11 protein-coding genes are annotated in these 13,454 nt (G+C 63.3%); 3 read left to right on the top strand and 8 right to left on the bottom strand.

Features of this window, described 5'->3' with window-relative positions; all coding sequences use genetic code 11:
• Positions 1-16 precede the first annotated feature (16 nt).
• Positions 17-874, top strand: a complete 858-nt coding sequence (locus tag DGI_RS15845) for a purine-nucleoside phosphorylase (RefSeq protein ID WP_021762241.1) — start codon at positions 17-19, stop codon at positions 872-874.
• Positions 875-886: 12 nt separating this feature from the next.
• Here DGI_RS15845 and DGI_RS15840 read toward each other — a convergent pair whose 3' ends face one another.
• Complete coding sequence (locus DGI_RS15840; protein ID WP_027192860.1) at positions 887-2,662, bottom strand: SPOR domain-containing protein; 1,776 nt, start codon at positions 2,660-2,662, stop codon at positions 887-889.
• A 2-nt stretch (positions 2,663-2,664) separates the two neighbouring features.
• On the bottom strand, positions 2,665-3,174 hold the full coding sequence (locus DGI_RS18160; RefSeq protein WP_027192859.1) for a hypothetical protein: 510 nt from the start codon (positions 3,172-3,174) through the stop codon (positions 2,665-2,667).
• 304 nt (positions 3,175-3,478) lie between these two features.
• On the opposite strand from DGI_RS18160, the gene DGI_RS15830 reads away from it, so the two are divergent.
• The gene (locus DGI_RS15830; protein ID WP_027192858.1) at positions 3,479-5,503 is read left to right on the top strand and encodes a FapA family protein; all 2,025 of its coding nucleotides are present in this window, start codon (positions 3,479-3,481) and stop codon (positions 5,501-5,503) included.
• A 228-nt stretch (positions 5,504-5,731) separates the two neighbouring features.
• The gene (locus tag DGI_RS15825; RefSeq protein WP_021762236.1) at positions 5,732-6,502 is read left to right on the top strand and encodes a glycosyltransferase family 2 protein; all 771 of its coding nucleotides are present in this window, start codon (positions 5,732-5,734) and stop codon (positions 6,500-6,502) included.
• Positions 6,503-6,627: 125 nt separating this feature from the next.
• Here the strand turns inward: DGI_RS15825 and DGI_RS15820 are convergent, their stop codons facing one another.
• From DGI_RS15820 to DGI_RS15795, 6 genes are all read right to left on the bottom strand, one after another.
• Entirely contained in the window at positions 6,628-7,098 is a 471-nt protein-coding gene (locus DGI_RS15820; RefSeq protein ID WP_027192857.1) for a hypothetical protein, read from the bottom strand.
• Between the two features lie 106 nt (positions 7,099-7,204).
• Positions 7,205-8,989, bottom strand: a complete 1,785-nt coding sequence (locus DGI_RS15815; RefSeq protein ID WP_021762232.1) for a hypothetical protein — start codon at positions 8,987-8,989, stop codon at positions 7,205-7,207.
• A gap of 123 nt (positions 8,990-9,112) precedes the next feature.
• Entirely contained in the window at positions 9,113-10,048 is a 936-nt protein-coding gene (locus DGI_RS15810; RefSeq protein ID WP_021762231.1) for an efflux RND transporter periplasmic adaptor subunit, read from the bottom strand.
• Positions 10,038-11,408: a TolC family protein gene (locus tag DGI_RS15805; RefSeq protein ID WP_158407351.1), complete on the bottom strand. Its 1,371-nt coding sequence runs from the start codon at positions 11,406-11,408 to the stop codon at positions 10,038-10,040. The genes DGI_RS15810 and DGI_RS15805 overlap by 11 nt, the downstream gene beginning before the upstream one ends.
• Positions 11,409-11,517: 109 nt before the next feature.
• Positions 11,518-12,198, bottom strand: a complete 681-nt coding sequence (locus tag DGI_RS15800) for an ABC transporter ATP-binding protein (protein WP_027192854.1) — start codon at positions 12,196-12,198, stop codon at positions 11,518-11,520.
• Positions 12,199-12,205: 7 nt separating this feature from the next.
• On the bottom strand, positions 12,206-13,390 hold the full coding sequence (locus DGI_RS15795; protein WP_051286256.1) for an ABC transporter permease: 1,185 nt from the start codon (positions 13,388-13,390) through the stop codon (positions 12,206-12,208).
• Positions 13,391-13,454: the final 64 nt, after the last annotated feature.

Genomic DNA, 13,454 nt, shown 5'->3' with positions numbered 1-13,454 from the left:
CAACCGGAACAATCCTATGCAAAATCAGAAAAAAGTAAAGCTAGCCCTGGATTATGTTCGGGACACGCTGCCGCCTGGCGTTCCGTCTCCCCAGTGGGCCATTGTGCTGGGAACCGGCCTCTCCAACGCCATGCCCGACATAACCATCCAAAAAAGCATCTCTTTTGGAGAAATCCCCGGCTTCCCCGCCGCCACTGTGGCCTCGCACCAGGGGTGCCTGGCCCTGGCCGCAGTGCAGGGCGTTCCCGTGTGGCTGCAGTGCGGGCGTGTCCACCTGTATGAGGGGCATTCCCCGGGGGACGTGGTCATGCCCATCCGGCTGCTCCACGGGCTGGGCGTCCGCAGGCTGTTGCTGACCAACGCCGCCGGCAGTCTGCACCATGCCTGGGACGCAGGCGACATCATGGTGGTGGCCGACCACATCAACATGACTGGCGTCTCCCCCCTGACCGGCCCCAACGTGGCCGCCTGGGGCGACCGGTTTCCGGACATGAGCGCCGTCTACTCCCCGGCCCTGCAGACCATGGCGCTGGAGGCCGGCTGCCGCTGCGGCATGCGCCTGCGCCACGGCGTGTACATCGGCGTGCAGGGGCCGCAACTGGAAACGCCTGCCGAAACCAGGATGTACAAACGTCTGGGGGCCGATGCCATCGGCATGTCCACCGTGCTGGAAGCCATTGCCGCCCGGCACCTCGGCATCGAACTGTGCGCCTTGAGCGTCCTGACCAACAAAAACCTGCCCGGCAACATGGCCCCCGCCTGCCTGGAAGACATCATCGCCGTGGCCGAGGCAACCTCCCGGGATCTGGCCCGCGTGATCACCAGCATGGCGCCGCACATGGCCAGCCCGACCGTCTGCGCCCAGCCGTCCTGATCGTCCTGCCGATTACTCCTCCAGGCTGCCCGGCCGGATGCGCAGAATCACCAGCCCGTGCAGCCCGAACCGTGCGTCCAGCTCTTTCTTGATGGCTTCGATGGCGCCCTTCTGCTGCCGGCTGCCGATCATCACCCGATAGTGCAGGCCCTTGGGACCCAGATCCGCCTCCATGAGCTGGGCGCGCACCCCGCGCAGCCGCAGATAATTGGCGCGCTCCACGGCTCGATCCCTGGACTTCCAGGAACTCTCCAGCAGGGAATACACAAAGGGCTCGCCTGGGCCAGGCTGGGCCGGCAGGGAGCCGGTGCGACGGCTGGTGCCGTTGGAAGACGCAACACTCTCGGCAGACGCGGAGGCGTTGCGGGCCTCGAAGGCAGGGGCGCTGTCCTGTCTGGCCGGCCCCTCGGCGGCTGTCGGAGCCGTTACGGCGGTCCTATTGCCCGGGTCAGATTCCTTGCCCGGCAGCTTTGCTTCAGCCTGCTTCACTTCGGCCTGCCTTGCTTCGGCTTGCCTTGCTTCGGCCTGCTTTGCTTCAGCCTGAGCCTTGGCCGCCTGAGCCTTGGCCGCCCCGGGCGACAACAGCGGTGTGGAAATCACATACTGCACATCAGCCGGAGTGGCGTTGGCGTCCTGCCTCGCGGCCGTGGCGTTGGCGTCCTGCCTCGCGGCCGTGGCGTTGGCGTCTTGCCTCGCGGCCGTGGCGTTGGTCGCGTTGGCCGAAAATTCCTTGGCGCGCGTGTCGTCAGCAGTGTTCCTGGCCGTCGATGGCGGCGCGATGTCGTGTGGTGGCGTGGCATTGGCCGAGACGGCCGCCGGGGGCAACGCGTCCCTGGCGCCGGCCTGTCCCGTGATCGACGAGGGCGTTTCTCCGCCCGAATCCCTCCCGCGCTCCTGCCGGCGGGTCTGCGTGCGGCCGGGCCGATCGTCAGATTGACCGCCAGACTGATCACCCAGACCCAGGATATCCATATCCGGCGACAGGGGGTCCAGAATGTCATCCGGCACGGCAGACGCGCCAGAAGCGGCCGGCTGGTCGCGGCCTGCGGTCTGCGTCCGCGGTCTGTCCGGCGCTTCCAGCAGGGCCAGATCCTGGACGGCAGCGTCTTCAGGCGGCGGCAGGGCCGCCTTGTCCCGAAGCGCCAGGGCCCGGTTCAAGGCGCGGCGGATGGTGTCCGACGCCATGAGTTTGTTGGCTTCGCCTGCCAGGGTCAGGGTTGTTTCTTTCTCCGCCATGGCCTGGTCGCGGTTGCCGTCCAGCCGATAGAGCACGGCCAGAAACGCATGCGGCACCCAGTGCGCGGGAGCCAGCTCCGTTGCCTGCTCAAAAAACATCACCGCCTCTTCAAAGCGCCCCAGTTCGAAGGAGGCATACCCGGCGCCTTCGTAGGCCACCGCCAGACGCGGATCGGCCGCGATGGCCTGCCGGAAGGCTTCCAGCGCCTCGGGCCACTTTTTCAGGGAAAAATAGGCGTTGCCGATGCGCCAGGCCACGGAGGCCTTGGAAGCCCCGGCGGCAAGGGCCTGCTCAAACTGAGGAATGGCGGCCTGGGCCATGTTGTTGGCCATGTACTGGTCGCCCAGACGCTCGGCGTCGGTGGTGGACGGAGGAGGCGCAAGCCCCTGCGACATCTGCTGTTTGGAGGCGGTCTTGCACGAGGCCGCAACCAGGACGACGCAGCACGCCAGGACGACCACCGCCGCCAGCACAGGCCGACCGGGCCGCCCGGAGGACAGCCCGGCCATTGTCAGCACAGCCCTGACCATGCGCGTGCCTGTGATGTACATCCCTACTGCGCCATGCCTTGTTCCACCTGCCTGAGCAGCGTGATGGCTTCCTGGAGCTTGGCGGCTTCGGCCTCGCTATCCACGTCCTTGGCCAGGAAGTCGGCCTTGCTGGCCATTTCCTGGATCATGGCGCGAACCACCAGACGGCGGGTGCGGGCCGGCAAGGATTCCAGCGCCGACATGCGCAGCTCCACGCTGCCCATCTTGGCATCCAGCTCGGACACCTGGGACCGCACTGCGTTCAGGGCCTGGACCTCGTTGGTCAGGCCTTTGATGTCACGCGCGAGGAAAAAGTAGCTCACCGCCATGATGAGCACCAGCGTCAAGGAAATAAGCAACGCCATGCGGCCCATGTCGCTCTGCGTCTTCTGGGGCGCGGGCTGGAGGGGCTCCTCCGCCACGTCTTCCTCGCTGGCGACGTCTTCGTGCACGGCCTCTGCGGCACGCAGACGTTCTTCGTGGGGGTCGTGCTCGGGCTTGAGGGGAACCACTTTTTCGGCGGCGCTTTCCATGGGGGGCTCCTTGCGGAAGATAATTGAGGGTCACTGGAATGCCGGGAGGCGTCGGTGCAGCCTCCCGCGGCCATCTATAGAACGGCGAAGCGCCTGTATGCAACCCCATGCAACCCGCGCCAATTGTTTTACTTCATCCCAAGTTGCCGCCAAGGCTTGCAGAGTTCCAGGCTTTGGTATACTAACCATCGAAGAATACACACAGGTTTTTGTCCGCCAGTACAAGACGCCGGGGGGGAAGGCAGCGCGCATTGCGCCGCCATGTGTCAATATCGACGCCGGCGAATCCCGCTTTGAGGGCTGCATGTCCCAGCGATGCATTACCATTGAAGCCGCCAGCGAATCTGAAGCCATGCAACAGGCGTGTCAGACGTTCGACGCCCCTGCTCAGTATCTCTCCCTTACCTTGCAAGCTCCTCGCCAGTACGTCGCCTGCCAGATCCATGGCGATGCCGCCGTGGAAATCATCATCAGCGAAGACGAGATGCAGGCCACGGCCGGCGCATATACGCCCCCATTCGGCGACGGTGCGCCCCTCAGCGCCACCTCTCTCGTGAAGCTGCTCACCCGCGCCGGCATCCGCATGCCACCGCCGCCAAGCGTCATCAACCGATGCGTCGAAGCGGTGCGGGCGGGCGAAGACATCGCTGGCACTGTGCTCGTCAGGGGACGCGAACCCGAAGACGCCAGGGATGCAACCATCATCCCGGTGGGAGACTGGCGCTATCCGGTCATCCCCAATGAAGAAATTGGCTTAATTGTCCAGGCGGCCCCCTCCAAGAACGGCGTAAGCGTCACCGGCAAGTCCCTGCCGCCAACGTATGAGGGCAGCGGCAAGCCCATTGATTTTCCCGCCGGGTGCAATTGTCGCATCGACCAGCGTACCTTCAGCATCCGCACGGAAGTTTTCGGGCAGGTGGAGCTGCAGGGCCAGACGATTTACGTCAAGGACTGGATCAAGGTCTCTCCGGATGCCATGCGGGTGACCGGCACCGTGCATCATCGCGATAACGCCGGCAACATCCTCACCCGCGAACGCATGCAGCAGGCCCTGGCCGCCCTGGGCATTGTGGCCTCCCTGGAAGCCCGCAGCTACGAAAACGCCCTGGCCAAGGCGATGGAAACAGACCAGGCCATCAACAACGTGCTGCTGTGCAAAGGCACGCCTCCGTTGCACGGCCAGGATGGCACGTTCGAATTTACCGCCGAGGACAAGCGCCATGTGGTGGGGCTGCTCAGCGAGGGCGACCGCATGGACTTCCGCGCCCGCGGCGCCATCCGCGCGGTGGAAAAGGGCACCATACTTGGCCACATCAAACCGCCGGTGCCGGGTCTGGTCGGCCGCGACGTGCATGGCAACGTGCTGCCTGCCAGAGAAGGGCAGCCCTGTCTGGTGGCAGCCAGGGAAAATGTGGTCTACAAGACGGGAACCCGCACCTTTGTGGCGACAGAAACCGGGGTGGTGGTGTTTGCCCACAACGCCATCGCCGTCACGGATGTCTATGAGGTGCAGGGCGACGTGAACATCGCCGTGGGGAATATTACCCTGGAGAAGGGGTCCCTGCATGTGCGCGGGTCCATCCTGTCCGGCTTCACCATCGAGGTGCCGGGGAACATCCTGGTGGATCATGTGGTGGAAAATTCCCGCATCACCGCTGGCGGAGCCGTGGAGATACGCGGCGGCATCCTGATGGAGTGCGGCGGGTTCATCAAGGCCGGAAGCGATGTGGCCGCCGTGTTCGCCATGAACGCCACCATTGAGGCCGGCGGGGATGTGTCCATCAAGCACGAGCTGACCAACTGCATCGTCAAGGCTGAGGGCCGGGTGCTGGCGACGAATGGCCGCGGCAAAATCGCTGGCTCCACCGTGCATGCAGCCCGGGGCGTCATGGCCCAGGAAGTGGGCTCGGAGCTTGGGGTGGCGACGGTCATCGTCCTGGGCAAGGAATCCGTGCGGGACCAGCAACGCTTTGCCAGGAAACGCGAGTTGGAGGGCGTGATTCGCAAAATCACCGCCGGCCTGGGCAAGGATTCGGATGTGGCCATCCTCAAACGCACCCCGCCCGAAAAGCTGCCGACCATCGGCAGGCTGCTGCAAACCCGCAACAAGGCCGCCCTGGAGCTGCTGGACATTGAACGGGCCATTTCTGAGGAACGCGAGGCCCAGCGCGCCGCCTTTCTGGCCACGCGGCTCAAGGTCAACAAAACCCTCTGGCCCGGGGTTGTCATTCATGCTGCCGGCACACAGCATCGTGTGGCGCATGCCGTGCAACATTGCCAAGTGTATTACGATCCGGACCAGAAACAGATGGTGATGCTCTCGCTGTAATCCGCAGACATCTCCCGGAAAGACAACTTGCCCCCGCCCCTGCCATGGTGTACAGCGAGGAAGCGTTTTGTCGTGCGCAGTGCGGCATTCGTACGCTGGCCGCTGCATGGCCGGCTGTTGGCGTGCCCATTGGCGTGTGGCATTGTCGCGCCTTTGGTCGTGCGCTCGTCGCAACCCCCTCGAAAACACCCCTAGGGCCTTCCCGGTGGAAGGCTGCGCGAGGCTCTCATGTACAAGGACAAGAAAGTGGTGGTGGTCATGCCTGCGTACAACGCGGCGCAGACCATTGTGAAGACCTATGAAGAAGTGATGCAGCAGGAAGTGGTGGATCTGGTCATCGTGGTGGACGACTGCTCCCGCGACGACACGGCGGCAGTGGCCCGCGAACTGCCCGCCACCTACGTGCATGTTCACGAAAAGAACAAAGGGTACGGCGGCAACCAGAAGTCCTGCTACCGTCTGGCCCTGGAGCACGGGGCAGACATCGTCATCATGGTTCACCCGGACTACCAGTACACGCCCAAGCTCATCCCGGCCATGACCTCCCTCATCGGCAACGGGCTGTACCACTGCGTGCTGGGCTCGCGCATCCTCGGCGGCTATTCCCTCAAGGGTGGCATGCCCATGTACAAGTATGTGGCCAACCGCTTCCTCACCTTTGCGGAAAACGTGATGCTCGGCGCCAAGCTCTCCGAATACCACACCGGGTACCGCGCCTTTTCCCGCGAGCTGCTGGAAGCGCTGCCCCTGACCGCCAATTCTGATGACTTTGTCTTCGACAACCAGATGCTGGCCCAGATCCTCTACACCGGCGCCCAGGTGGGGGAAATCAGCTGCCCTACCCGCTACGAGCCCGAAAGCTCGTCCATCAATTTCAAGCGCAGCTGCATTTACGGCTTCGGCTGCCTGGAAACCGGCCTGCTCTTCCGGCTTTCCAAGTTCAAGTGGATTCAGTCCGCCCTGTTCCCGGCCGAACTGGACCGCGCCAAACTGGGCTAGAGCGTTTTATCTTTGAGAAGAGTTCCTGGGGGAACCCCTTTCTATAGAAAGGGGTTCCCCTAGCCCCCCCCTCCCCAAAGACTTTTGTTATAATTACAAAATACTATTTTCAAAGACAACATTCGCTACGGCGCAACAGGCTGCGCGCCGGGCTTGCGGAAGGCCGTCAGGGAAATCTGCTGACCGGACTTGAGGGTGATGATTCCCCGCAGTTCATCCGGTGAGAACAGGGACCCCAGGAACTGCGCCCCGCTGGGGGGATGCATGCCGGCCACGGTATCCGGGCTCACAAACCCAAACACGTGATACACCGCCTTTTCCGAGCCGCTTTGCATGGTCACCACCCCGGAAAACGGGTAGGCTTGCTCGTTGACCATGGCGGTTTCCTGCACCAGCTCGGCACGGACCGTGGAAAACAGCACGGACCCCTCCCACACGCCCGTGAGGGAGGGCGCGCGTTCGCCTGCATTCGCCAGATTCGCCCGATTCGCCTGATTCGCCGCATCCGCGTTGCCAGCCAGCATCTGCGCCGGGCCCAACAACACCATCGCCGCAACCGCCATCAACCGTAGTGCGTGCATGCCGAATTTCTTCATGGCGCCTCCTGGTTAGAGCAAGTTATCTTTGNTTGGAAGGGGAGAGCGCGAGAGGGGAGAACCTTTTGCAAAAAGCTTTCCCCGCTCGCAATATCCTTTTTCAAGATTAAAATGCTCTAACGGACGCCGCCTCGCCCCGATGCAGGGGCACCAGGCGGATATGCTCGTCCACGCGAATGCCGGGGAACCTCGTTTCATCCAGCAATGCAAACCGGCCCGCCCGGGCGGCCTGTGTGCGGATGCGTGCGTCGTACGGGGCAAAAAACGGCGGCGCCACGGGATACACATCCGGCAACGGATCCCGCACCGGCGTGGTGGCATTGGTCACCGCCTCGCACAGCCCCTGCAGCGGGCCAAACCGCCCGGCCTGGCACACCGGCACCTGATGCACCGGCCAGCGCATGAAGTCTGCCTCGTAGTGGCGCGTGTCCACCACCATCCAGTCCACGTCGAATCGCTGCGCAAACGCACGCACCGTCTCTGCATCCGAGGCATAATACGCCGCAAAGAAGGCGTCCAGTCGCGGTTCCAGCCGGTCCCACAGTCCCACGCACCAGGGATGCGCCAATTCGAAGGCCACCAGCACCTTGCGCTTGCCGAAGGTCAGGACGTTGTCCATCAGAAACGGATGCCCGGCCACCATGACGTCCTTGGGCAGGCCCTCCACCGCCGCGTACAGGGCGGTATCGCGGGAATAATCGTACAACCCCTGCCCTTCCAGGCGCGCCGCGCCGGCAAGGGCAAAGCAGCCGATGAGCACCGGGGCCAGACGGCGGCGGCTGAGCCAAGGGGCCAGGCACACGCCCAGCACCAGACAGTGCCCCAGCGCCACGGAGTACTCAAGATAGCGTGTGGGCACAAACAGTTGCATGAGGAGCAGGCGGGCCACGCCATACAGCAGCAGGGAGGCCAGCAGCACGCTGCCCAGCAGCCGCAGGTGCGGCCGCAGCCTGCGCCAGGGGGCAGACATCCCGCCCCAGGCAAGCGCCACCCCAAGCAGCACGGTGACGACCGCGCCCCCGGCTGCGCCCAGTTCGGCCGTGGGCAAAAGACGCTCCACCGGACCGAGAATGGCTTCGCCAAGGATGGACGGTACCGGCATGATGTGCAGCCGCCCCTGGGCGGTGAATTCCGGCCGGTCTATCATGTCGGCGCGGTGGACCAGCGGACCGTAGCCGGCGACATCCAGGGAATGATTGAACTGCCACACCAGCGCCGCCCCGGCCACCAACAGCGCCCAGTGCCAGCGCCGGCTCGGAAAGACCACTGCGGACAGTCCCCCCCATCGCGCCGCCACTCCCGCCAGCCAGGCAAGGCCCACGGCCAGCCCGCACAGGACGAACATATACGGGATGCAAAGCGCCTGCAGGGCGAGGGCAATCGCCATCATCCAGGCCCGCCCCGACATCCAGCCCAGACACAGCAGGGCCAGCAACGGCCCGGCAAAGGCCCGGGCCAGACCGCCGGAAATGTTGTGCAGGAAAAAGGGGATGATCCAATACATGCACAGCATGCCCCAGGCTCCGGGCCATCCAGCCAGGCGATTGCCGATGCAAAACACCAGACCGGCCAAGGCGATGTAGAGGGCGCCGGTCAGGATCTTGGAAAAAACCAGCGGCTCGACGACCGTCGTGGCGACGGCATACAGCCCGCGCACACCGTAGCTCACATAATGCCGGGCAAAATCCGTCAGCAGGTCGTCAGGGTACAACGCCGGATCATGCCATCCCTGCATCCAGGCCACCTGCTGGCGCGCATCGTCGTTGATGACGAAGGGCGAGCGGAATGCCTGCCCATGGGCCCAGGAGAACACCAGGGCGCTGAGGGCCAGGGCCAGGAACAGGGCCCGGCGTGTGGCCGCCTCGCCATAGGCCGCCGTATCGGTTGTCATGGAGTGGTGCATGATGAATGCAGCAGCCCGCGACGGGGAGACGTGCGCCTCCGCGCCGCGGGCAAGAAGAAACCGGATTGCCGGACGAGCACGCGGGCGCTCACAGTCCAGTCTGGCACGGCATCAATGCGTGAAGGCAATCTGCGCCTTGAGCCCCTCGCGGAGCAGCAGCTCAGGGTTGGGGGCGGTGAGCTCCACTTCGTAGAAGGTGGGCTGGTCGATGCCTTGCGTGGTGGGCGTGAGATTCACGCGGCTCAGAATCACTTCAAAGCTGTTGCCGGGCAGCGAGGGCAGGGTCATGATGGCCTTGTCTCCCGGCTTGATGCGCAGGGCCTCGGTTTCATACACCTGCGCGCGCACCAGCATGGGATCAAGCACCCCCACGGTCATGGCCACAGTCCCGCCGCGCACCAGGCTGTTGGGCCGCACCGAGGGCGCAAGCGTGGTGACGTGCCCATCGATGGGGGCCTTGAGCTGCACCGTGGTGGGCACCTTATCGTGGCCAATGACGTCGCCAAGCAGGGACTTGAGCTGGGCAATGTCGTCATCCAGCAGCCGCTTCTTGAGGGACATGGCCTTTTCCAGGAACTGGCGCTGGGCTTCCAACGCGGCCAGGGCGTTGCGGGGCTCTTCCAGTCGGCCTTCGGGGATGAAATTGCCGGCCTGCAAGGACTGCAGCTCCTTGAGCTTGGTGCGCGCGCCAAGGGCCTCGGCATCAATGCCGGCGAGCTTGGCTTCAAACTCTGAAATCATGGCCGAGGAGACCCGGGACCGCAGCGAGGCCATGACTTCCGGTGTCAGCCGGTATGTCAGCAGCACCTCGCCGCGCTTCACTGCCTGGCCGGATCGAACACGCAATTCTTCGATTTCGCCGTCAAACAGGATGGTGGCTTCCCTGGTGAGGGAGCTGGACAGCTTGCCCTGGAACACAATGTCCTGGGCGGACTGCATGAGGGTGCTGCCGGATTCCTGCGCCTGGGCCGGCACCGGGAGTGCGCCGCCAGCCCAGAGTGTCGCACCCAGCACGACCGCGAAGGCAGCCCGAACGCTACTGCTCATTATATGCCGCAACGTCCAGCATGGACGAATGCAGGTCGCCGGAAATGTACCGCAGCTTAAGCACGGCCTGATCATACTCAAACTCCTTGGACAGCGCGACCAGCCGCGCCTCCAGATCCCTTTCGACCGTCCGGGTGAACTCCGGAAACTCGATGGAGCCCGAACGGTACATGATTTCTGCGCGTTGCCGTTCGAGGCTTGCAATCTCTCTGGCAGTGGCCACAAGTTTCAGGTCCTGCGCCGCATCTTCCACTGCGCCTTGGGCCGTGTAAAATTCGTTTTCAAAGTCAAGGGTCTTCATCCGCTCTTCCGCCCTGGCCTGCACCACCCGGCGTTTTTCGCGGATAACGCCGCGGTAGCGCTCGCCCCAGTCCAGCACGGGGATGGTCAGGCCCACCGTGGCCACGAACACATCCGAGTTGGAGAGGGCCGAGTACTCCCGGGAAAGCCCCAGGGTGTATTTGGGCAGGAACTTGGCATACGCCAGACGCACCTGATAGCCTTGCAATTCGTTGTCCAGCCGCCGGATCTGGATTTCCAGGCTGTTGCGCTTGGCTTCTTCCAGGGAGATGGTGCGGGGGTTGAAGTCCCCGGTCACCTGCCGGACGGCGTTTTCCAGGTTCAGCGTCAGAGCTTGCTCCCTGGGCGCACCAAGGAAGGATTTGAGGCGCTCGAAGGCCTGCTGGTGCGTCAGCTCGTTCTTGCGCTTCTGGTTGATGGCGTCCTCGTATTGACGCTCGGCATACATCACATCCAGGGTGGAGCCGTAGCCGGCGTTGTACCGTTGCACGGCATAGGCCTTCTGCTGACGGGCCACGTCGATGATTTCGTCATGCACCAGCGCGGCGCGACTCCACAACTCCATGCTGATGTAGATCTGCGCCAGGGAGAACAGCCCTTCGTCGATGGTCTTCACGTGCTCCATGGCGGCGCGCTGGACCATGATCTTGTATGCGCCGATGGAAAAGTACGCCTGCAATGGGTCGTATTGTCCAAAGGAGAAGGAGACGGAGATGGGCGCGGAGTTGCGGCCGTCCGGATTGTTGAGCCGCAGGTTGGTGTTGACGAAGAAATCCGGCAGCAGCTCCATGCGCTTGTCCCAGGCGTCAAGGCGCTTGACCTTGATTTCCACACCGGAAGGCACGAAGTACGGCGAATTCTGCAGCGCCAGGGCCACGCATTCCTTGTACGTCAGGGGATGCGCGGGGATGGGCACGGGCGGCAGTTCGCCGTCGGCAGGCAGGGCCAGGGCCCGTTGCGCCCCCAGGGAACACAGGGCCGCCACGACGCACGCCAGCAGGCAGCGGACTGCCCAGCCGGAAGCGCCGAAACGCAAGGAAGAAAGTGTGGACAATTGCACGTTGCTGGCTCCTGTGGACATGCCCATTCTGCGTTGGCAAACAACCGCGCTCAGATGCGTGCCCGGGCGCGTGCCATCAGAACGCGAACGCGCCGCCAAGGGAGCGGCGCTATTGATCATACAGATTCCCATCGCGAAGGTAGAGCGTCCGCGTGCACTGCCTGGCCACGCCGGGATCGTGCGTCACCACCACCATCGCTGTCTTGTCTTCCGAAACAAAGCGTTGAAAATGTTCCATTACCATCTGGCTGTGCTTGAGGTCAAGCTGACCGGTGGGCTCGTCAGCAAAGATGATGCTCGGCCGGTTCACCAGGGCCCGGGCAATGGAAACCCGCTGCTGCTCACCGCCAGAGAGCCGGTTGGCAGGATGATTGCGGCGATGCATCATGTTCACCTTTTCCAACGCTTCGTCGATCATCGCAGCCCGGTCCTTGCGCGGCACGCCGGCGTAGATGAGGGGAAATTCCAGGTTCTCGTACACCTTGGTATGCTCGAACAGGTTGCAGCTCTGGAACACGAACCCGGCGAAGGTGCGGCGGAACTGCGCCTGTTGCGACCGGGTGAGCTTGGCGACCTCATGCCCTTTCACTTTATAGGACCCGCCACTCGGGGGCAAGAGCAAACCAAGGATGAACAAAAAGGTAGACTTCCCCATGCCGGAGGGGCCCATGATGGCCACCATCTCCCCGGGCAGGACGTCCATATCGATGCCCTTGAGAATGGAGATGACCTGGGAGCCGTTGGAGTAGTCCTTGGTCATGCCCCGCACTTGAATGACTGGCTCGTTCATCTCCACCTCATTCATAGCGGATGGCGCTCACCACTTCCATACGGCTGGCCCGCAGCGCCGGGAAGAACCCGGCCCCAAGCCCCAGCAGCACGGTGAACACGATGCTCATGAGCGAATACAGGTACAGCAGCTCCCGGGGGGCCGAACTCTTGAGCAGCCAGGTGGCCAATTCCACGCCACCGTAGCCCAACCCAACCCCCAGGACCCCGGCAATGAAGGACAACGCCACGGCCTCCGCCATAAATTGCTTCATAATATCAATATCTTCTGCGCCCATGGCCTTTTTGAGGCCAATTTCGCGCGTGCGTGATTTCACGGCAGTCATCATGCCGTTCCAAATGCCGAACCCGCCAAGCACCAGCGTGGCAGCGATGGAGAAGTACACGAACAGTTCCACCCACCAGACAATGCGTTTGATGTGCTTGATGGCTTCGCCGGCCACTTCCACCTTGAGGTGGTTCGCCTTCTGGCGGGAGCGGATTTCCTGGAGCACGCGTTCGGCCACGGGGACCACGTCATCCCAGGTGTCGCACCGGACATACATGCGCCGCGGCTCCACATTGGGCCAGAAATCCATCATGGTGGAGAGGGGCGTATAGCCCCATTTGCCCCGGTCGGCAACGCTGCCGGCATCCAGCAGGCCCACCACCAAGTACAACACGCGATTGATGGAAACCCATTCCCCCACCACATCCAGGCGGCCGAAGATGCGCAGGGCCAATTCCTCGCCCAGCACCACCACCCTGAGGCGCTTTTCCATGGCTTCCCGGCCGAACAACTCCCCGGCCTTCTGCCCCAGCCCATTGACCTTCCAATAGTTTTCATCAACGCCAAACAGGATGACCTCGGTATCGTGCTTGTCGTTGGTGGCATAGCCGCCGGCCATGTGCACCAGGGTGGTGGCATTCACGCCCGGGAGCGCGGCCACGGCCTCGCTGGATCCTTCGCGGAAGTACTCGGGGCGATCCATGCGATCTGCGCCGCCTTCATCAAAAAACACCTTGATGATGGTAGCGCCGCCGAGCAGGTCCAGGTCCTTGTTCAGATTGCTCTTCACCTCGTCGCCCATGGTCAGGATGACGATCATCAACCCCGTGCCAAGGGCGATGGCCAGCAACACGCCGAGATAGCGCTTCTGCTGGCGCACCACCTGACGCAGGCTGATGCGGATAAGGTCGTTGAGCTGTAGCATAAAAAACGTGCAAACAATTGTAAAAGTACATCAACGCGCGCAGCGGCACCCCTGCTGCGCCGGC

The organism is Megalodesulfovibrio gigas DSM 1382 = ATCC 19364 (genome assembly GCF_000468495.1).
GTDB lineage: Bacteria > Desulfobacterota > Desulfovibrionia > Desulfovibrionales > Desulfovibrionaceae > Megalodesulfovibrio > Megalodesulfovibrio gigas.
The sequence above is the reverse complement of the archived record's forward strand: the minus strand, read 5'-3'. Positions and strand labels throughout refer to the sequence as shown.

Excerpts from the sequence above, each read along its gene's own strand:
- DGI_RS15845 (WP_021762241.1), top strand. The coding sequence starts at position 17 with ATGCAAAATCAGAAAAAAGTAAAGCTAGCCCTGGATTATGTTCGGGAC.
- DGI_RS15840 (WP_027192860.1), bottom strand. The coding sequence starts at position 2,662 with ATGTACATCACAGGCACGCGCATGGTCAGGGCTGTGCTGACAATGGCC.
- DGI_RS18160 (WP_027192859.1), bottom strand. The coding sequence starts at position 3,174 with ATGGAAAGCGCCGCCGAAAAAGTGGTTCCCCTCAAGCCCGAGCACGAC.
- DGI_RS15830 (WP_027192858.1), top strand. The coding sequence starts at position 3,479 with ATGTCCCAGCGATGCATTACCATTGAAGCCGCCAGCGAATCTGAAGCC.
- DGI_RS15825 (WP_021762236.1), top strand. The coding sequence starts at position 5,732 with ATGTACAAGGACAAGAAAGTGGTGGTGGTCATGCCTGCGTACAACGCG.
- DGI_RS15820 (WP_027192857.1), bottom strand. The coding sequence starts at position 7,098 with ATGAAGAAATTCGGCATGCACGCACTACGGTTGATGGCGGTTGCGGCG.
- DGI_RS15815 (WP_021762232.1), bottom strand. The coding sequence starts at position 8,989 with ATGACAACCGATACGGCGGCCTATGGCGAGGCGGCCACACGCCGGGCC.
- DGI_RS15810 (WP_021762231.1), bottom strand. The coding sequence starts at position 10,048 with ATGAGCAGTAGCGTTCGGGCTGCCTTCGCGGTCGTGCTGGGTGCGACA.
- DGI_RS15800 (WP_027192854.1), bottom strand. The coding sequence starts at position 12,198 with ATGAACGAGCCAGTCATTCAAGTGCGGGGCATGACCAAGGACTACTCC.
- DGI_RS15795 (WP_051286256.1), bottom strand. The coding sequence starts at position 13,390 with ATGCTACAGCTCAACGACCTTATCCGCATCAGCCTGCGTCAGGTGGTG.